Source organism: Ferruginibacter profundus (assembly GCF_054783275.1).
Genome location: NZ_BAAGQW010000003.1, coordinates 1198794 through 1218941, shown reverse-complemented (window position 1 = coordinate 1218941; position 20148 = coordinate 1198794). Strand labels below are relative to the sequence as shown.

15 protein-coding genes are annotated in these 20148 nt (G+C 42.3%); 11 read left to right on the top strand and 4 right to left on the bottom strand.

Annotated features, from left to right (window positions below):
- Window positions 1-24: 24 nt before the first annotated feature.
- On the bottom strand, window positions 25-1683 hold the full coding sequence (locus ACYVM0_RS24815) for a cell envelope integrity TolA family protein (RefSeq protein WP_460561771.1): 1659 nt from the start codon (window positions 1681-1683) through the stop codon (window positions 25-27).
- 238 nt (window positions 1684-1921) lie between these two features.
- Here ACYVM0_RS24815 and ACYVM0_RS24810 point away from each other — a divergent pair, with 238 nt between their 5' ends.
- From ACYVM0_RS24810 to ACYVM0_RS24775, 8 genes are all read left to right on the top strand, one after another.
- On the top strand, window positions 1922-4066 hold the full coding sequence (locus tag ACYVM0_RS24810) for a tetratricopeptide repeat protein (protein WP_460561769.1): 2145 nt from the start codon (window positions 1922-1924) through the stop codon (window positions 4064-4066).
- Entirely contained in the window at window positions 4063-4659 is a 597-nt protein-coding gene (locus ACYVM0_RS24805; RefSeq protein WP_460561767.1) for a DNA-binding response regulator, read from the top strand. Before ACYVM0_RS24810 ends, ACYVM0_RS24805 begins: the two co-directional genes overlap by 4 nt.
- A 90-nt stretch (window positions 4660-4749) precedes the next feature.
- The gene (locus ACYVM0_RS24800; RefSeq protein ID WP_460561765.1) at window positions 4750-5211 is read left to right on the top strand and encodes a WG repeat-containing protein; all 462 of its coding nucleotides are present in this window, start codon (window positions 4750-4752) and stop codon (window positions 5209-5211) included.
- Window positions 5212-5304: 93 nt separating this feature from the next.
- The gene (locus tag ACYVM0_RS24795; RefSeq protein ID WP_460561763.1) at window positions 5305-6318 is read left to right on the top strand and encodes a YncE family protein; all 1014 of its coding nucleotides are present in this window, start codon (window positions 5305-5307) and stop codon (window positions 6316-6318) included.
- 43 nt (window positions 6319-6361) lie between these two features.
- The gene (locus ACYVM0_RS24790; protein WP_460561761.1) at window positions 6362-8530 is read left to right on the top strand and encodes a TonB-dependent receptor; all 2169 of its coding nucleotides are present in this window, start codon (window positions 6362-6364) and stop codon (window positions 8528-8530) included.
- Window positions 8531-8551: 21 nt separating this feature from the next.
- Window positions 8552-8965, top strand: a complete 414-nt coding sequence (locus ACYVM0_RS24785) for an EamA family transporter (RefSeq protein ID WP_460561759.1) — start codon at window positions 8552-8554, stop codon at window positions 8963-8965.
- Window positions 8966-9178: 213 nt separating this feature from the next.
- The gene (locus tag ACYVM0_RS24780; protein ID WP_460561757.1) at window positions 9179-10501 is read left to right on the top strand and encodes a DUF418 domain-containing protein; all 1323 of its coding nucleotides are present in this window, start codon (window positions 9179-9181) and stop codon (window positions 10499-10501) included.
- 197 nt (window positions 10502-10698) lie between these two features.
- Entirely contained in the window at window positions 10699-13263 is a 2565-nt protein-coding gene (locus ACYVM0_RS24775; protein ID WP_460561755.1) for a T9SS type A sorting domain-containing protein, read from the top strand.
- A 73-nt stretch (window positions 13264-13336) separates the two neighbouring features.
- On the opposite strand, the gene ACYVM0_RS24770 is transcribed toward ACYVM0_RS24775, so the two are convergent.
- Window positions 13337-13825, bottom strand: coding sequence for a YybH family protein (locus ACYVM0_RS24770; RefSeq protein WP_460561753.1), 489 nt, complete (start codon window positions 13823-13825; stop codon window positions 13337-13339).
- 165 nt (window positions 13826-13990) lie between these two features.
- Between ACYVM0_RS24770 and ACYVM0_RS24765 the strand changes: the two genes are divergently transcribed.
- Both ACYVM0_RS24765 and ACYVM0_RS24760 read left to right on the top strand, forming a co-directional pair.
- On the top strand, window positions 13991-16240 hold the full coding sequence (locus ACYVM0_RS24765; RefSeq protein ID WP_460561751.1) for a cation:proton antiporter domain-containing protein: 2250 nt from the start codon (window positions 13991-13993) through the stop codon (window positions 16238-16240).
- Between the two features lie 113 nt (window positions 16241-16353).
- Entirely contained in the window at window positions 16354-17439 is a 1086-nt protein-coding gene (locus ACYVM0_RS24760; RefSeq protein WP_460561749.1) for a PDDEXK nuclease domain-containing protein, read from the top strand.
- 227 nt (window positions 17440-17666) lie between these two features.
- Here ACYVM0_RS24760 and ACYVM0_RS24755 read toward each other — a convergent pair whose 3' ends face one another.
- The gene (locus ACYVM0_RS24755; RefSeq protein ID WP_460561747.1) at window positions 17667-18431 is read right to left on the bottom strand and encodes a Rossmann-fold NAD(P)-binding domain-containing protein; all 765 of its coding nucleotides are present in this window, start codon (window positions 18429-18431) and stop codon (window positions 17667-17669) included.
- Between the two features lie 251 nt (window positions 18432-18682).
- Window positions 18683-19588: a helix-turn-helix domain-containing protein gene (locus ACYVM0_RS24750; RefSeq protein WP_460561745.1), complete on the bottom strand. Its 906-nt coding sequence runs from the start codon at window positions 19586-19588 to the stop codon at window positions 18683-18685.
- A gap of 218 nt (window positions 19589-19806) precedes the next feature.
- Between ACYVM0_RS24750 and ACYVM0_RS24745 the strand changes: the two genes are divergently transcribed.
- A complete protein-coding gene (locus tag ACYVM0_RS24745; protein WP_460561743.1) occupies window positions 19807-20127 on the top strand; it encodes an AAA family ATPase in 321 nt (106 codons plus the stop codon).
- Window positions 20128-20148 lie beyond the last annotated feature (21 nt).

Sequence of the window (20148 nt, the reverse complement as noted above, 5' to 3'; positions counted from 1 at the left end):
AAATTTCAATTGTTATCAAACTAATCAGTCAAAATCCCAGATAAGCCTTACACCAAAATCATTGAACTTATAGTTGACGTCGGCTATTTTATTTACATAATATGTGTAGCGTGAATTAGTGGAAGCCGAATTGCTGATTTCTACAAAGTTTTTTTCCGGCTTTGTTTTAATATTGTTCATATTATACCTTATACCAATACCTAAAGATGTTTTGGGTATCTTGAAATCGATACCTGAGCTTAACCTGAACATAAAATCAGGGAAATTTAAATTGTCACCCTTCAGCTTGTACTGTCCTGTGTTGCTGGAATATAATTTTTTTGCTGTTTCCACACCCATCCATTCGGCACCATATAAACTATAAAAGCAAAAACTTTTTATTTTAAAATTGAGCCCTGCAGAAAGGCCGGTTGATAAACTTTGTTGCTGTAGTCCCACTTTATCCAGTATCAAACTTTCACCTCTTTCATTACTTACTACTTCATATTCATATATAGGAGAACAATTGTATCCTATCCTTAATTCAATGGCAAGAAATATAGCACTCATACGCAACCCGAAAAAAGTAACATTATAAGGGCTTTGTTTATATTTCGGATATAGCTTATCGTAACTACCAGAAAGGCCATCATACCCCGAAAAAATTTCTCCTTGCCGTGTATTTCCTTTAGGGTCTAATTGATTAGCAAGTTCGTCTACAGCTAAAACAGCATCAACTCCTGCTTTGGCAATAAATGCAGATTGTAAACTTTTAATTTTTTCGGCCACCCTTGGTGTATAAGAAATATTTTGAGCCTGCTGGTACTTTTCTAATGCTGCTGCAGGGTCGCTGTTTCTAAGCCGGTCACCTTCTGATTCCAGCGCCTGGCCTGCCATTATTCTTTTCTGCGTCTCCGCTTTTTCCGTTTGTTTTTCTTCTTCGCTTCTATTATCTTTCTTTTCAGCAGCCTTTTTCTCTGCCACCTTTTTCTCCTCCGCTATTTTTTCTTCCGCTTCTTTGCGTTCATTTTCATCTGCAATGGATTTTGCCGCAGTTTCTTTTTCTTCAAATTCTTTTTTTGTTTTTTCCGCTGCCTCCTGTTTAGTTTTAGCTTCTTCTGCGGCCATGCGTTTATCTTCTTCTTCTTTCATCCTCTTTTTTTCATCAGCAATCCTCTTTTCCTCAGCTTCTTTTTTCTTTTTCAATTCCTCCTCTTTTTTTCTTTGTTTCAGTTCTTCCTCCTCCTGTTGTTTTCTTTTTTCTTCCTCTTCTTTTGCTGTAATATCTTCTACTGACTTAATAGAAACGATTACACCAGATATTTTTGTTTTTAAATTTTCACCCATGGTCTTTGCCTCCTTGCAACTGGTTTCAAAATCAACACCCGAAAAAAATGCCCCGCTGGATGGGCTTTCTGCCCCGCCATTTAATTCTTCACTTTTAGAAAACTCCTTGCTCCCCCCGCAAATATCAGTAATGGTGTAGCCTACTCTTATTAACAGCTTATGGCTGCTACGGTTATAAATGATCAGTTCTGTTGGCTCAAGAATACCCGACATAAGACTTTTAGAATAAAAAGTAAAGCTTAACCTGGAATCGCCACAATATGGATTCCATACAATACTCTTATTACTGTTCACTGTTTGTGCAGTAATATTAAAAAAAAGGAAAACGTTTGCAATTGCAGTTAGTACATATTTCATAATGCTGGTTTAAAAGTAAAAAAGCGGGAAAGGTAAAAATATGGTCATGCATGTAAGCGGGCAATACTCATTTAGGGTGACAGATACTATAATTATTTATAATACCTCAGTTAAAATTCTATAGAATAGCGATTACTGTTATATAACACCGGAGAATAAAATAAAAGGGTCTTAACACGGTGTCATTTATTATATACAATCCCTTATCTTCAATTGTAATCAGGCTAAACCTTAAACCATGAGAAAAATTGTTGTAATGCTTGTAGCATTCTTCCTGCATACTTCTTTGCATGCACAACTTTATAAGGCCGACAGCGTTACTGCAATTATAGAAAAAACGGGCAATACCGATCAAAAAGCAGGTTTACTCATCTACAGGAGCAAGGCATGGCCCAATGCCAATATGGATAAGTCGATGGCAGATGTGCAACAGGCACTGGCCTATTACCAGCAAAACAAAAACGAAGAGGGACAGGTAGATGCTTACCTGCAACTATCAGGACTGTATAGCCGCCAGAATAAATATAAACTGGCATTGGATATTGACTCGGTTACTTATGTGCTCGGTAAAAAAATAGGATATAAAAAAGGTATAGCCCTTGCACTGGGTAATATGGGCCGTAACCAGCAACAGGCCGGCGATATGCAAAAAGCAAAAACAGCACTCATTGAAAGCAGGCAAATGATGATGGAGGCCGGTATGGAAAGGGAGACGGCAGAAATACTAAACCGGCTGGGTACACTCTATAGAAAGTTATCCGACTTTAAAACCTCTCTTAAAAACTTTGATGAAGGGCTGGAGATTGCAAAAAAATACAACAATACCGTTGCCATGGCCAATATCTACATGAATAAGGCCAATACACTAAACGAATGCGCCCAATACGACCAGGCAATAAGTATGCACCTGGAAAGTATCCGCATCAAAGAAAAATTAAAAGATGAAAGAGGCCTGGCCCAAAGCTACAATAATCTTGGAGCTGTGTATACCAACACCGGCCAGTACAAAGAAGCACTGCATTATTTTGAGTTAACTAAAAGCATCAGCGAAAAAACGGGTATCAACAATAAAACATCCCTGGCACTGGCTTACAGTAACCTGGCCAGCGCTTTTTCTAAACTGCACCAATACGATTCTGTTGAATACTACTACAACAAATCGTTGTTGCTGTTTCAGGAAACGGGTGAAAAGCCGGGGCTTGCACTGGTATATGATGATATGGGAAATTACTACATGGACATAAATCAATATGCTAAAGCATTGGATTACCTGCAAAAGGCATTGGTGTTACGCAAGGGATCTAACCTTGTATACGACGAAGCGTCTACACGAAACAGCATTGGCGTAGTATTAAGTAAACTGAACCGGCCTAAAGAAGCAGAAGAATACTTATTACAATCGCTGGCATTGGTACGTAATGATGGTTCAAAAATACAGCAGGATATATACCGGTCATTGGCAACGCATTACAGACAGGTGGGTAATTTTGAAAAAGCATCCGAATACCAGGGTAAATACATCAGCATAAAAGATACCCTGATCAGTGAAACTGAAGCTGTGAATATGGTAAAAGCGCAATCAGCTTACGAGATTGAAAAAAAAGAGATACAACTGGCATTGGCAGATAAAGAAAAACAACTGGGCTCGATGGAGTTAAGCAACCGCAATAAAACCATCTGGTTACTGGTTGCAGGTCTTGTATCATTGGCGCTGTTACTGAGCTTTGTTATGTATAGTTTTATTCAAAAAAGAAAAGCTGCTGCCGAACTTGCAGTAAAAAATAACCGTATTGAAACACTGATAAGAGAACTGCATCACCGGGTAAAAAATAACCTGCAGGTAGTTTCAGGATTATTATCGCTGCAATCTAACCGGATAGAAGATGATGCTGCACGGCAGGCTATGGACGAAGGAAGAACCAGGGTGGATGCGATGGCAATGATTCATCAGAAATTGTATATGGATAAAGATCTGGCGGGAGTGGATATTAAAGACTACCTGGAAAATCTTACCACCTCATTGGCAGGCAGCTTTGGCTATGGCAAAAAGCATATTGAAACCAGTGTTGATTTACTTCATGCCGCAATGGATATTGATAAAGCCATTCCGATTGGCTTAATTGTAAATGAACTGGTAACTAACGCATTTAAGCATGCCTTCAGTACTACCATGCAGCCTAAAATTAATGTAAGCCTGGCAGGTAACGCCCATGGCGTAATGGAACTAAAAATAGCAGACAATGGCAGCGGAGTTTTTGAAGGTGCCGCCGCATCTAAATCTTTTGGAATGAAATTGGTTGCTACCCTGGTACAGCAATTAAATGGCACCATGCAACAGGAACATAATAACGGAACCATTTATAATATCCAGATAAGAGCATGACAGAAAACCCAACCGTACTGATTGTAGAGGATGAATTAATTACAGCCGGTAGTATTGAAGAACTTTTACAGGAAGAAGATTATACTGTTATTGGTATAGCAAGAGATGCAACTACGGCAATGCGCCTCTGCAGCCAGTCTGTTACTCCTCCCGCTGTTGTAATTTGCGATATCAATATTAAAGGAACTATACAAGGAGTGGAGCTTGCGGGGCAATTAAAAGATTTATATCATTGCGAAATAATTTTCCTTACCGCTTATGCAGATACTAAAACCTTGCAGGACGCATTTAGTAAAGAACCTGTAATGTATGTAGTAAAGCCCTATACCGATGTACAGTTGCTGGTAGCTTTACAAATGGCATTTCACAAAATTTACAATAAAGAAAAAAATGCAGTCACTACCAACATTGACCTTACTGAAAGAGAAAAAGAAATTGCACTGCTGGTAGCAAAAGGAATGACCTCAAAGCAGGTGGCACGAAAACTGGCCATTAGTTTTGAAACCGTAAAAACCCATCGCCGCCGCATGTTGCAGAAAAATAATATCAGCAGTTTTCCGCATTTGGTATACCTGATGAATAAGGAAGCCTGATAATAATTTGCAGCACCAGGTAAAATACCATCGCCAGGGTATACCTCAAATGATAAAATTATTGTTGCTTTATCTTTCAAAAACTATGGTATGAAACCTCTGTTTGCTTTATTGCTGCTTTTTTTCTCGCTGGTTAGTAACGCACAAAATCTAAAACCCTTTGAAGCCAATAATGGTTTGTATGGCTATAAAGACGATAAAGGGAAAATTGTAATTCCTGCACAATACATTACTGCTACTTATTTTTTTGCCGGCGTAGATAAAGCCTGGGTGTACAACGGTACAAAATTTGGCCTTATCAATAAAAAAAATAAACTGGTCATCCCTTTTAAATACAGCTATGTAAATTTTTTCCAGGAAGGGATGGCGGTGGTAGCCACCAACACCAAATTTATGGAGGCCGGTGGCAACTATGGTTTTGTAGATAAAAATGGTAAAGAAGTTATTCCGCTGGTATACGAGGCTGCAGAAGAATTTAAAGCAGGTAAGGCCAAAGTAAAAAAAGAGGGTAAAGAATTTTACATTGATAAAACAGGAAAAATAATTCAATAATAATTTACCCGGCTACCTGCTTGTTTACATTGTAATAACATTTGATTTAATTCAGCCTGTTGTATTTGGTTTAATTTGCGTCAAAATTTTATCATGAAAAAGGCTGTTCTCTTTTTAATAGCAACACTTGTTGTTGCCTCACTTTCACTAGCACAATCTTCAACCGGTTTGCATGTTATCAATACACTTCCTATTGCCAGCACCGGCGGGTGGGATTATGTAGAAGTTGGCCCGGTTAACGACTGGTTATATGTCAGTCACGGCACACAGGTAAACATAGTCAATAAAAAAACCGGCGACTCTGTTGGTGTAATTGAAAATACTACCGGCGTTCATGGTATTGCTTTTGATGTGGCAGAGAAAAAAGGATTTACCAGCAACGGCAGGTTAAATGCCGTTACGGTATTTGATATAAATACAAATAAAGTATTGGCGCAAATTGCTGCCGGGCAAAACCCGGATGCGATTATTTACGAACCCTTCTCTAAAAAAATAATCACCTGCAATGGCCGGGGCAAAAATTTAAGCATCATCGATCCGGTGCAAAATAAAGTAATTGATAGTGTGGAGGTGGGCGGCAAGCCCGAAACACCTGTAAGCGATGGTATGGGAAAGCTCTTTGTAAACATCGAAGATAAAAATGAGATCGTGGTAATTGATACCAAAACATTTAAGGTATTAAACCACTGGAGCATTGCACCGGGCGATGGCCCTACAGGCCTGGCTTTTGATAAAACCACCAAAAGATTATTTGCCGGCTGCGAAAAACTATTGATGGTGATTGATGCCACCAATGGAAACATTGTAGATAAAATCACCATTGGCGATGGTTGCGATGGCGTGGCATTTGATGCTGCTGCAAAAAATATTTACACGGCCAATGGTGCCGATGGAACCATGAGTGTGATACATGAACAAAGCGCCTCAAAATTTGTATGGGTAGAAAATGTGGTAACTAAAAAAAGCGCCAGAACCATTGCCTTAGATAATCAAACCCATTTAATTTATTTACCGGCAGCCGAACTGGAACCAATGGAACCCGGCCAAAAAGGAAGGCCTAAAATGAAAGCAGGCACCTTCCAGGTTTTAGTAGTAGGAAAAGAATAACCATCAGTGATACCCTGAAGAAAAGCGTTTTAAAATATAAAGCATGAAGATCAGTAGTTTATTAACCGCAGCATTATTAATCATCAGCGGCAATATTTTTGCACAGCATAACTTTAATTGTGTTATAAAAGATGCAGAAACCAAAGAAATATTACAGGGCGTTTCTGCAAAAATTGAAAACAGTACCAAAGCAACCGCATCAGACAATAATGGCAAAATAGCGTTTGCAAATCTTACAGCAGGTAAAATAAAAATTACCTTTTCTTTTGTGGGCTACGAAAATCAAACGGTAAGTTTTCAGGTTCCCGGTGTAGATACAGCGCAAATAATCTACTTACAAAAAGCAGAAAAAAAAGAGGAAGAAGTAATTGTTAGTTCTTCCAGAACCAACAGCCGTATTGAAGATTTACCCACTAAAGTGGAAGTTTTAGGAAGCGAAGAAGTAGGAGAAGAAAATGGTATTAAACCCGGAAACATTGCCAGTTTACTGGGCGATGTGGCAGGTATACAAATTCAGCAAACATCGGCTACAACCGGTAATGCAGATGCAAGAATACAAGGCTTGCCCGGAAAATACTCCCAGGTATTAAGAGATGGCCTGCCCTTATTTGGTGGTTACAGTGGCAGCTTCAGCATCTTACAAATTCCGCCACTCGATCTTAAACAAATCGAAATTGTAAAAGGCTCCAGCTCTACCCTGTATGGCGGTGGTGCCATTGCAGGCATGCTGAATTTAATTTCCAAATCACCCAAACTCAACAGCCCTGAAAGAAGTATCACCATCAATCAATCTACTTTAAAAGAAAGCAACCTCAATTTATTTTTAAGTAACCGGAATAAAAAAGCAGGATATACTCTATTTGCTGGCGGTACTTACCAGCGTGCGGTAGATGTAAATAAAGATGGCTACAGTGATGTGCCCGATCTTAAAACTATTTTCTTTCACCCGAGGTTATTTTTCTATCCTAATCAAAAACAAACGGTGATTGTGGGGTACAACCTAACTTATGAGGACAGGAATGGTGGCGATATGCAGGTATTACATCAAACAAAAGATAACAACCACCAGTTTTTTATTCAGAATAAATCACTGAGAAATACCGTTGATGCAGAAATAGAAACCAGGCTGAATACTAACGACAGGCTTACCTTAAAAGGCACCACCAGTTTTTTTAACCGTGATATAACCACCAATGTATTTGGTATGAAGGCAAAGCAACTCTCCTATTTTAGTGAGCTCACGTATTTTAAAAAATTGACTAAACACAATATCGTTGGCGGTATCAACTTCAGTGGCGAAAACTTCAGAAAGAAAAACCCGGACTCTACAAGATTTGATAATTACAACTACATTACCGCCGGTATTTTTGTGCAGGACGATTGGAAGATCACTCAAAAATTTATTGCCGAAGCAGGCCTGCGGGTAGACAATCATAATGTGTACGGCAATTTTGTTTTGCCAAGATTATCTTTACTGTACAAAATAAATTCTCATTTCACCACACGGTTAGGAGGTGGTTATGGCTATAAAATTCCTTCGCAGTTTGCAAGTGATATTGACGAAAGAGATTATCCTAACTTTTATCCGGGCACTAATGTAAAAGCAGAAAAATCAACTGGTGCCAACTGGGATATCAATTATAAAACAGTAGCCAACGGCTGGCACCTTACTGTTAACCAGATGTTTTATGTAACGGAAATAAAAGATCCGCTGGTGGAATTCACTATTCCCAATGGCGTTATTTCTTTTTCCAGCGCCTCCAAACCACTCAACACAAAGGGTTTTGAAACCTATGTAGCAGCCACACACGATGCATTGGAAATATATTTTGGTTACACCTACACTTATGCCCGGCAACTATATGATGCAGCACATCCCAATGTAAGCCTTAGTGCAAGAAATAAATTTGCCACAGTAATTGCGTATGAATTTTCTTCACACTTCAGGGCAGGCGTGGAAGCGTCTTATACAGGCAAACAATATTTGGATAACGGTAATACTACACCGGGGTATCTGTTTGGTGCTGCAATGATGCGTTACGATATTAAAAACGTAGCACTGGTATTAAACTGCGAAAATCTTTTTGATTACAGGCAAACAAAAAAAGAAAGCATTATATCTTCCGGTGCACCCGCTAATCCCGTATTCAAACAAATATGGGCCCCTATAGACGGAAGAGTGGTAAATTTATCTGCCCGGATAAATTTTTAATCATCAATAAATTTAAAAAACATGTGGTGGATCTATGCTTTACTTTCAGCGTTATTTGCATCACTTACTGCCATCTTTGCAAAAATTGGTATCACAGGCGTTAATTCAAATTTAGCAACGGCCATCCGCACTATCATTATCTTAATGGTGGCATGGGGTATTGTATTGGCAAGGGGAGAAGCAAAAGGCCTGGGCAGTTTATCTAAACAAAACATCATCTTCTTAATTATCTCCGGAATTGCCACCGGCTTATCATGGATATTTTATTTTAAAGCATTACAAATTGGAAAAGTATCGCAGGTAGCACCGGTAGATAAACTCAGTGTAGCATTAACCGTAATTTTATCTGTTGTATTTTTAGGCGAGGCACTTACCTGGAAAGCAGCTATCGGGGCATTGCTCATCATTGCAGGCACTGTGGTCATGATTATATAGCAGCACACCATAAATATTTTCCCACTGCATCCCCTGTCCGCTGTACCCTATTGCATTATTGCAACCCGTTGCTTATCTTGTTGGTGTTTCCATTATAATGTCCTGCAGCCCTGCTTAATTATTTTACCCGCTAATTATTGAGAAACTGGTATGTGTATCACTACGGCAACAACACATTGCTGCAGGTTTACAACTGACTCAACAACCAACAATATGAATGCAGAAACTACCCCAATTCCACAGGCGGCACCTGTCGCCCAGCAAGACAGAATAATTATCATCGATTCGCTGCGGGGTATTGCCCTGCTGGGTATACTGATGATGAACATTCCTTATTTCGGTTTGCCCGAACCTGCTTTTGATAACCTTACACTCAACAACGAATTGGGTACCGTCAATCAGAAAGTATGGTATTTCATCAACTTCTTTTTAGAAGGTAGCCAGCGAGCGATTTTCTCCATGTTATTTGGCGCAGGTATCATGCTCTTTGTTTCAAGGTTGGAAAAAAGAGTGCAGGGCCTGATGCCGGCAGAATATTTTATCCGCCGCCAGTTATGGTTACTGTTTTTTGGTTTGGTAAATGCATTTGTATTACTATGGCCCGGCGATATTTTATTTCAGTATGCCATTTGCGGCATTATTGTTTTTGTTTTTCGGCGCACACCGGTAAAAGGATTATTGATTGCCGCCGGCATTTGTTTATTACTGATGACGGTAAGAGAAAACCGTGACCTGTACAAACAAAAAGGCGTAATTGCCAAAGGGGAAGCCGTTGCAAAACTGGATACTACCAAAACAAAACTAACCGATGTACAAAAAGAAGAACTGGCTGCCATGACGGGCATAAAAGAAAGATCGGATACAGCGGGATTAAGAAAGGAAATGCGCAAAAACCTGCGGCAGTTAACGGGTACTTATGCAGAAACATACAACAACCTCAGCAATGCCAGCACCAATGCAGAATTCTATTATACCTACTATGGCCTCTGGGATGTGCTGTTGTTCATGTTTATTGGTATGGCATTTTTTAAGAATGGTGTATTAACAGGTAATGCTTCAGTAAAAATATACTGGGCACTTTTTATAGTCGGGCTCGGTGCCGGGTTATTCATTTCTTACTTACGGCTGCAACCGATGTTTCAATATAAATTCAACTTTTTTGAAATGACAAAGCACAAGGCTTTTGATTTTTACGAAATATCAAGAACATTACGGTCGCTGGGTATTTTCGGGTTCATCATGTTATTGTATAAATCAGGAATATTTAAATGGTTGTTTGCAATTATGCGCCCGGTAGGGCAAATGGCTTTTACCAATTACCTCATGCAGTCATTCCTCTGCGGCCTTTTCTTTTTGGGCATAGGCTTTGGCATGATGGGCAAACTGCAACGCTACGAAATTTACTATGTGGTAGCTGTGGTGTGGGTGCTCGAAATTATATGGAGCCATATCTGGTTACACTTTTTCCGCTTTGGTCCTTTGGAATGGTGCTGGCGAAGTTTAACCTACTGGAAAAGGCAGCCACTGAAAAAATAAATGTGTTATAACACACTTTGCCGCAATCCCGTTACAAGCAGCAGCCATGCGGCATCAGAGATTTTAATGTCTAAACAACAATATTAACATGCGTGGAAAAGTTTTTCTCAAATAACTGTGATTTATAAATTGTAAAAAAAGGCATTTTAATACTTTCGTGTAGAATTCTATCTACTAACCATAGAATTTCTACTACAATGCTGAAACAAACCCAAACCATTGCCCTGGCAATCTTATGCGCCTGCCTGTTCCTTACTGTTCAAACACACGGCCAAAGCTGCACTTTTGCCAACCAAACCGTTAGCGCAGCCAACACTGTTTTAAATACCTATTATCCCGGTAGTGCAGGTATCACCGCAGGTGCTACTTCAATCACCCTGGGCACAGCCACCGGTGCAGCCACAACAATTGCTGCCGGCGATATGGTGCTCATCATGCAAATGCAGGAAGCCACGCAAAACTCCACCAACACAACTTCTTATGGCGATGGGGTGGCAGGTGCACCGGCATCTGGCTACCTTGTATCTACCGCAGGTACTTACGAATTTGCTATTGCAATAAATGCTGTTCCGCTTGCCGGCGGAACATTGAACCTATTAACCGGCACCACCAATGCCTACAACAATGCTGCGGCTACCGCCACACAGGGAAAAATAGTATTCCAGGTGGTACGGGTGCCCAGGTATAACAACCTTACCATTAATGCTGCCACCAGTATAACTGCCACCAAATGGAATGGTACCACAGGTGGCATTATTGCATTGGATGTAAATGGCACGCTTAATATGAATACCACAGGAAGTATCAATGCCAATGCCACCGGCTTTCGTGGTGGCGGTGGCCGCCAGTTAGGCGGTGGTGCTGGTGCCAATACTGATATAAGAACCCTTGCAACAGTAAATAACAATGGCGCAAAAGGCGAAGGTATTTGTGGCACACCAAGATACGTGTATGATGGTACTGCATTGGTTAATACCGGTGTGGAAGGATACCCCAACGGCAGTAATGCTAACGGTGCTCCGGGCAATGCCGGTGGTGGTGGGTCAGATGCCAACCCGGCTAACAATGATGAAAATACCGGCGGTGGCGGTGGTGCCAATGGCGGTGCCGGTGGCCGCGGCGGAAGATCATGGAATTCTAATTTAAATATCGGCGGTTATGGCGGTGTGGCACCTGCATTTTTGGCCAGCAGCCGCATCATAATGGGTGGCGGCGGTGGCGCCGGTTCTACCAATGATGGTACAGGTGCATTGGCAGCCGGCCTCAGCTCCAGCGGGGGCGGAGGTGGTGGCATTGTTTTGCTTAAAGTAAATACCATTACCAATGCAGGCACAATTAGTGCCAATGGTGCTAACGGCGGTTCGGTAGATAATGATGGCGGCGGCGGCGGTGGTGCCGGCGGTACCGTGTATGTTACGGCTACGGTAACCGCATCACTGGCAACACTTACTATAAACACCATTGGCGGCAATGGCGGCAATGCATGGCCCACAATAGCAGATGCAGGCGCAGCCAACGATGGTAACCCCGAGCATGGGCCGGGCGGTGGCGGTGCTGGCGGCATGATCTACACCAATGGGGCAATAGTAGCAGGCAGCTCAGTGGCAGGCGGCACTAATGGTATCACAACCAACTCTAACCTTGCCTTTGGCGCAACCAGCGGAACAGGCGGTGTAAAAACTGCAGCAGCAGCGGCAATAACACTACCGGCATTAACTACACCGGTTGCAGCATCTAACACACCGGTATGTGCAGGCACTAACCTTAACCTTACCGCAACACCCACTATTGCCACAGCTACCTATGCATGGACGGGGCCAAACACTTTCAGCAGTGCTGCACAAAATCCGGCTATCACAGCTGCCACCACTGCTGCCACAGGAACTTACAGCCTTAACTATACCCTGGGATCGTGTGTAACCGCTACCGTTACCACACCGGTTGCCGTTACAGCAGCACCAACAGCTGCTAATGCCGGCCCCGATCAGGGCATAAGCTATGGTATGGGAGTGTCAAACATGGCGGGTAATGCTGCCGTAGTGGGGTCAGGTTTATGGTCGCAGGTAAGCGGCCCCGTTACTGCTAATATTGTTACCCCGTCGTCACGTACCACTTCCATAACCGGTATGACCACAAGCGGTGTATACGTATTTCAGTGGACCATAACTAACGGTACCTGCATCAGCAGCGACCAGATGGTAGTAAATGCCACCACCCTGCTGCCGGTAAAATGGGTAATGATACAGGCACAACTCAACAGCCGCAAACAGGCAACCATTACCTGGAAGGTGCAGGAACAAGGTATAATGAATTATGAAGTGCAGCGCTCTGCCGATGGCACAAACTTTATTACCACCGGTACACTTGGCAGCACCGGCGATGGTGAAAACAACTACAGCTTTACAGAGAGCAGTATTTTAAGCGGCGTACGCTACTATAGAATTAAACAAACAGATAAAGATGGCCGTATAAGCTACAGCGATATGCTGAAACTAAAAGATAATACAGCTCCCGGTTCATTATCGGTTTATCCCAACCCCACCGGCGGGCAAACCAACCTTAGCCTTAGTATAAGCAAACCAGCCACTGTACAATACCAGGTAACCGATGCTGGCGGAAAAGTGGTGGCACAAGGCAATAAACAATTTAATGCCGGTACCACTATTATGCCTTTGCTGCTCGATAAATTTGCAGCAGGTATATACAATCTGCAGGTAAAAGCCGATGCCTTTATACTTAATGAAAAAATAATAAAGCTATAACGGTATTATAAATAAATGCAAAGGCCCGGCGCTCAATGTGCCGGGCCTTTATTTTGTATACAACAACGCCGTATTATTTAGCCGGAGCCACTGCCGGCAGATCGGTATTCCAGATATCGCGGTGCATTTTCCATTTGCCGTTCTCTTCTTTCCATACCACTATAAATTTTCCTTTATCAAAAGAAACACCCTTATCACCCAGCACTTCATAGCTACCGGTTTCCACCACGGCGTCTTTACCACCCGTTACTTCGGCTGTAGTAAGCTTCAGGTTACGGATACCCATTTTATAACCTCCCGTAAAAAAACCATTCACCGCCTGCGGGCCACACATCTTTGGCATATTGGCCGGGTATATGCAGGCATCGCTGGTGTAATGAGTAACAAAAGCAACAGAATCACCGGTGGCAAAGCAGGCACCATAAGTGGCATTGCTTGCCGCAATGGCCGCTTTGGCAGAGTCTAAACTAAAAGTATCTGTGGTAGCTGTTTTTGCAGCTTCGTTGGTACAGGAAAATAAAATAGCGCATGAAGCCAGTACCGGTAAAAAGATTTTTTTCATTTTTTTATTTTTAAATGTAATCCTATTAAAAAAACAAAGCAATGTGGCTAATGGGTATTTTAGTAGTATTATTAAATACCCAACATTAAAAAAATTAATGCGGCAAACATTATTTTTTTATTATGTTGCAATAGTGGCGTACAATTTGTTCCATCATGCAGCAACATGAAATCTATTAAAAACAGTATTTTTTACCTCGTTGTTATCGGCGGTTTTTCGGCCCTTATTTATTGGGGGCTGCAGCAGGGTGTTACTTTGCAGCAGGGCAGAAATATCAGTGCGGCAAAAAATACCAGCAACAAATGGCACGATTTTATCGACGGACTGGTAAATAATTTAAGCCACCCACTGGCTTTATTGCTGGCGCAGATCATCACCATTATACTGGTAGCCCGTTTGTTTGGATGGATATGTAAAAAAATAGGGCAACCCTCGGTGATAGGCGAAATTGTAGCCGGTATTGTTCTCGGCCCTTCATTGGCAGGTTTATATTTTCCGGGCTTCAGTGCCTTTTTATTTCCGGCGCAATCACTGGGCAACCTGCAATTCCTCAGCCAGATTGGTTTAATACTCTTTATGTTTGTGGTGGGCATGGAGCTGGATCTGAAAGTACTCAGGAACAAAGCCCACGAAGCGGTGGTCATCAGCCATGCCAGCATCATCTTTCCCTTTGCATTAGGTATCGGGCTGGCATATTTCATCTATCCACACTTTGCACCGCAGGGCATCAGCTTTATATCCTTTGCTTTATTTACGGGCATATCGTTAAGTATTACTGCCTTTCCGGTACTGGCACGTATTATACAGGAAAGAGGCATACACAAAACAAGGCTGGGCACCATTGTAATTACCTGTGCCGCAGCAGATGATATAACGGCATGGTGTATACTGGCAGCTGTAATTGCCATTGTAAAAGCCGGGTCATTTGTAAGTGCGTTATATACCATTGCATTGGCAGGTGCGTACGTAATGCTGATGATATACATAGTGCGGCCGTTTTTAAAACGTGTGGGCGACCTCTATGTAGCCAAAGAGCACCTGAGCAAAGGTGTTATTGCCCTGGTATTTTTAACACTTATCATCTCAGCCTATACCACCGAGGTAATTGGCATACACGCCTTGTTTGGCGCATTTATGGCAGGTGCCATTATGCCCTCCGATGCAAAATTCAGGAACCTGTTTGTAGAAAAAGTGGAAGACATTGCACTGGTGCTGCTGCTCCCTTTATTCTTTGTATTTACCGGCCTGCGTACACAAATTGGTTTGTTAAACGATGTGTACCTGTGGAAGGTAACCGGCTTTATTATCCTGGCAGCCGTTACAGGAAAATTTATCGGCAGTGCAATAGCAGCAAAAGTGGTGGGCCAAAACTGGAAGAACAGCCTCATCATTGGCGCTCTTATGAATACCCGTGGCCTCATGGAACTGGTGGTATTAAATATCGGGTACGACCTTGGGGTGTTAAAACCCGAACTGTTTGCCATGATGGTGATAATGGCCCTGGTAACTACTTTTATGACGGGCCCTGCACTCGACCTTATCGGCTGGTTCTTCCGCAGTAAATTTGCTGCCCAAAAAAAGATAAAAGCAGCAGGGCAATACAATATTCTAATTTCGTTCAACAATGCCGGGCGGGGCCGGGCCCTGTTACGGGTAGCCCAGGGGTTTATTAAAAAAACCAGGGGCAATGCCAGTGTTACCGCCATGCACCTGGCCCGTACAAACGAGTTGCACCTCTACAACATTGATGAATACAAAAAAGAAAGCTTTGCACCAATAATTGACGAAAGCAAAAAAATAGGCCAGCCTATAAGGCCGCTCTTTAAAGCCGCTACTGATATAGATACCGAAATTGTGGATGTGGCCAACGAAGGCCATTACGACCTGTTGCTGATGGGGGTGGCCCGCTCTATTTACGAAGGCAGCTTACTGGGACGCATACTCGGCTTTACAGCAAAGATCATTAATCCCGAAAGACTGCTGGACCAGGTAACCGGTAAAGAAAGCCTTTTTGAAGAAGCCCCTTTTGACGAACGCACCCGGGTGATACTCTCTAAAATCAATATACCTGCAGGTGTTTTTATCGATAAAGGCTTGCAGCAGATCAGCACTATTTTTGTACCGGCTTTAGCTGCAGCCGATGCCTGGCTGTTGGCCTACCTGGAAAAACTGGTAAACAATACCGGCGCAAAAGTTACAATATTCGATAATGCAGCAGCATTTAAAAAACTGCCCGCCGGCCTTACAGCAAACAAAACATCGGTACAATATATTACCGAAGCAGGTATAGCAAAAGAATTTTTAGCACAACAACAACTCCTGCTCATCAGCGAAGAAAGCTGGCGCAAACTGGTAGAGTTAAAACTGCCATGGCTTTCCGGCATACCTTCTGCATTAATACTGGTGAAAAAGTAGGTAAGCGTCGCAAAACAACAGTACTCCTTTATAATTTTTTGTAAATCAATAATGCAACCGGCATGGTGGCCGGCTCATCTTATCAATATTCATACTACCCATATTGATACACGATGAAGCCGGAAAAAAAAGACAATTTATACGGAGAGATAAAAAATATCCTGCAACAGGCAAAAGAAGCCGCCTGCCGGGCAGTAAACTTTACCATGGTAATGGCGTATTGGCAAATTGGTAAACGTATTGTGGAAGAAGAACAGCAAGGCAAGAAAAGAGCGGGCTATGGAGAAGCAACTATAAAAGAGCTATCCCTAAAACTTACTGCTGATTTTGGCGAAGGTTTTTCTATTGCCAATGTCAAAAATTTTAAACAATTTTACCTTACTTTCATTGATGCACCAAAAAGCTACGCAGTGCGTAGCCAATTGAAGGATAAGGATGTAAAAAGTATCCGGGCACCAAAAAGCTACGCACTGCGTAACGAATTAAGCTGGACACATTACCGCCTATTGATGAGAGTAGAAGACACTGCCGCCCGAACCTGGTACATGAACGAAGCAGCAGACAGTAACTGGAGTACCCGTTCGCTCGAAAGGCAGATCAATACTTTTACCTACCAGCGTATTCTCTCTTCTAAAAATAAAAAAGCGGTAAAAAAAGAAGCCGATCAAAAAACAGAAAAATCATCACCGCTTGATTTTATTAAAGACCCTTATGTGCTTGAATTTTTACAACTGCCTGCCAATAACAACTTTTATGAAAAAGATATTGAAGCTGCCATCATCAGTAAACTGCAACAGTTTATTGTAGAACTGGGCAAGGGCTTTTCTTTTGTGGCCAGGCAAAAAAGAATAAGTGCAGAGGACGATCATTTTTATGTTGACCTGGTGTTCTATAACTACATCCTTAAATGTTTTGTACTGGTAGATCTAAAACTGGGCAAACTCACCCACCAGGATATTGGGCAGATGGACCTCTATGTACGCTATTGGGAAGACAATGAAAAAACAACTACCGATAATCCCACCATCGGTATTATTCTCTGTTCGCAAAAAAATGAAACCATTGTAAAATATTCGGTGCTTAAACAAAGCAAACAACTCTTTGCGTCTAAATACAAACTGTACCTGCCCACCGAAGAAGAATTGAAACATGAAATAACAGAAGAAATTGAAAGGTACCGTCAATACCACAACAAATAAAAATGGCAGGTTCAAAGTACTTCTTCAAACCTGCCACCCCGTATTTTATTCAACATTTATGTTCTCTTCTGCGAAAACTGCGATAGCTGCGGGCCATTCCCCGCATTCTATTCAACATCTATGTTCCCTTCTGCGAAAACTGCGATATCTGCGGGCCATTCCCGCACTCTATTCAACATCTATGTTCTCTTCTGCGAAAACTGCGATATCTGCGGGCCACTTCCTGCTTACAAATTCATCCCGCCCGAAACCTCAATTCTTTGCCCGTTTATCCACCGGCCTTCTTCGCTGCACAAAAAAGCTACCACGCCGCCAATATCATCGGGCAGGCCTGCACGCCCTAATGCGGTAATACTGGCCACCATTTTATTCATCTCTTCGTTATCCCTTACACGGCCGCCGCCAAAATCGGTTTCAATAGCGCCGGGTGCCACCACGTTTACGGCAATGCCACGGCTGCCCAGTTCCCTGGCCATATAGCGGGTAAGTGTTTCAATGGCAGCCTTCATAGCGCCGTAAGCCGCAAAGCCCGGCATGCTAAACCTGGCCAGCCCGCTCGATAAATTAATAATGCGGCCGCCATCATTCAACATGGGTAATGCTTTTTGGGTTAAAAAGAAAACACCTTTAAAATGAATATTATTCAATTCGTCAAAAGTGGCTTCATCAGTATCGGCAATCAAGGCATGCATACCAATGCCGGCATTATTAATCAAAAAATCAAAAGCCGTAGCGTTAAAACTTTGGGCTAAAATACTTTTTAGCGCTTCAATAAACCCATCAAAGCTTTTAATATCGCCGGTGTTCAATGGTAATGCGGCGGCTTTTTGCCCGCCGGCTTCAATAGCCGCCACTACTTCCAGTGCGGCTGTTCTGTTGCTGTGGTAAGTAATAATTACGTCAATACCTTTTTTAGCCAGGTGTAAGGCCATGTTCTTTCCCAGGCCGCGGCTGCCACCGGTAACCAGTGCAATTTTGTTAGTTGTTGTCATTGTATCTTATTTAAAAATTGTAAGACACAAAGTTCCGTCAACAACCAGCCCTGCCGTTTGCACACATCAATCCGTTGTTTGCAAAATTCAAACAATCCCCTGGCGTCACCGCGGCTCCCGGCCGCCAGCCCCCTTTTCTCCCGCCCCTGCATCCAGGCAAACCTACCTCACGCCTCACCATTCACCATTCACGCCTCACGCCTCACCCCTCACGCCTCACGTCTCACGCCTCACGCCTCACGCCTCACGCCTCACCCCCTAAACGCCCCCGGCGCCACCGACGTTTGTTTACGAAAAAAATTAGAAAAATGCGCCAGCTCTTCAAATCCCAGGCTATCGCTGATCTCCGAAACATTCCAGTCCGTTTGTTTCAGCAATATCTTAGCCTCCTGTATTACACGGCCACTAATAAGCTCGGTGGTGGTTTTGCCGGTAGCTGCTTTCAATACTTTATTAAGGTGGTTTACGTGTACCGATAAACGCTCCGCATAATCTTTGGCCGTTCTTAACTGCAGCTGCTGCCCTGGCGACTCTATGGGAAACTGCCGCTCCAGCAACTCAATAAACAATGCCGTTACCCTTGCCGAGGCATTGTGTGCAGGTGGCGCCACCGCGGCCGGTTGCAGCTTTTGCCCGTAATGTATCAGCTCCAGCACATAATTGCGCAGCAGGTCGTACTTATAGGCGTAGTTGCCCGAAAGTTCTTTATTCATCCTCTCAAAAATAGCGGTAAGCTCCTGGCTTTCGCCGGCCGTAAGCTCAAATACAGGGTAGCCACCCGGCTTAAAAATGGGCAGTTCATCCAGTGCTATGCCGGTAATATTGCGGTTTAAAAACTCATCGGTAAAAATGCAAAACCACCCGTCCTGCTTATCATCCAGCGGCACATAATGGTAGGGCACTTTGGGTGTGGCAAACAGCAGCGCCTGCTGTTCAATGGCAATCACTTTATCGGCATACTCGGCGGTATTACGGCCCTTAATTAAGCTGATCTTGTAAAATGTGCGCCGGTTATAGGGCATCTGGTTCTTTTCCTTTACCCGTGCTATGGTTTCGGCAATGCTAAATACGTTAAAATGCCCTATCTCTTTACTAATGCCTGCCGATATATGAGGGGCTACCTGTTGGTAAAAATCTTCCAGTGTGGAGGTTTTCATGATGTTTGAGTTTGCGAAATTCAAAGGTAGGGGAAATTTGGGGGTGGAAAAGGAAATGGTTTAATCGAATTTGTAGTGCCAAGTAGTAATACGGTTGTAAACCCAAGACTGAAAGATTATATTCGTTTTCTATCTTGCCACAATCAATACTTACTCGCCGAAAATTCCTTTCAGATTGAATTTGTACTATACTTTGCTGGGAGATTAAATTTTAAAAAATGGTTGTCAATACTCTAGAAATTAAAAACTTTAGAAGCTTTAGTAATTTAAAAATAAGCTTCTCTTCAAATATTAATGTAATTACAGGTCCTAATAATTCGGGAAAATCCTCGATAATAAAGTCTCTTTATAAACTTCAAGACCTTCACACATTCAACAAAGCTGATATTAGAACAAATGAAGATAGTTATCATATTCTGGTAGAGATATCTGACGTTCAAGAAAAAGAAAAAAGACTTTTTAAAAATGGCTCAAATGGCGAATTACCAAAAATTCCCAAAGCTCATATTATTTTACAATCCTTTATATCTGCAGAATAAAGTTACCAAATAGAAGTAAAT

Bases quoted from the DNA above. Each gene is read 5' to 3' on its own strand.
- ACYVM0_RS24815 (WP_460561771.1), bottom strand. From the start codon at position 1,683: ATGAAATATGTACTAACTGCAATTGCAAACGTTTTCCTTTTTTTTAAT.
- ACYVM0_RS24810 (WP_460561769.1), top strand. From the start codon at position 1,922: ATGAGAAAAATTGTTGTAATGCTTGTAGCATTCTTCCTGCATACTTCT.
- ACYVM0_RS24805 (WP_460561767.1), top strand. From the start codon at position 4,063: ATGACAGAAAACCCAACCGTACTGATTGTAGAGGATGAATTAATTACA.
- ACYVM0_RS24800 (WP_460561765.1), top strand. From the start codon at position 4,750: ATGAAACCTCTGTTTGCTTTATTGCTGCTTTTTTTCTCGCTGGTTAGT.
- ACYVM0_RS24795 (WP_460561763.1), top strand. From the start codon at position 5,305: ATGAAAAAGGCTGTTCTCTTTTTAATAGCAACACTTGTTGTTGCCTCA.
- ACYVM0_RS24790 (WP_460561761.1), top strand. From the start codon at position 6,362: ATGAAGATCAGTAGTTTATTAACCGCAGCATTATTAATCATCAGCGGC.
- ACYVM0_RS24785 (WP_460561759.1), top strand. From the start codon at position 8,552: ATGTGGTGGATCTATGCTTTACTTTCAGCGTTATTTGCATCACTTACT.
- ACYVM0_RS24780 (WP_460561757.1), top strand. From the start codon at position 9,179: ATGAATGCAGAAACTACCCCAATTCCACAGGCGGCACCTGTCGCCCAG.
- ACYVM0_RS24775 (WP_460561755.1), top strand. From the start codon at position 10,699: ATGCTGAAACAAACCCAAACCATTGCCCTGGCAATCTTATGCGCCTGC.
- ACYVM0_RS24770 (WP_460561753.1), bottom strand. From the start codon at position 13,825: ATGAAAAAAATCTTTTTACCGGTACTGGCTTCATGCGCTATTTTATTT.
- ACYVM0_RS24765 (WP_460561751.1), top strand. From the start codon at position 13,991: ATGAAATCTATTAAAAACAGTATTTTTTACCTCGTTGTTATCGGCGGT.
- ACYVM0_RS24760 (WP_460561749.1), top strand. From the start codon at position 16,354: ATGAAGCCGGAAAAAAAAGACAATTTATACGGAGAGATAAAAAATATC.
- ACYVM0_RS24755 (WP_460561747.1), bottom strand. From the start codon at position 18,431: ATGACAACAACTAACAAAATTGCACTGGTTACCGGTGGCAGCCGCGGC.
- ACYVM0_RS24750 (WP_460561745.1), bottom strand. From the start codon at position 19,588: ATGAAAACCTCCACACTGGAAGATTTTTACCAACAGGTAGCCCCTCAT.
- ACYVM0_RS24745 (WP_460561743.1), top strand. From the start codon at position 19,807: ATGGTTGTCAATACTCTAGAAATTAAAAACTTTAGAAGCTTTAGTAAT.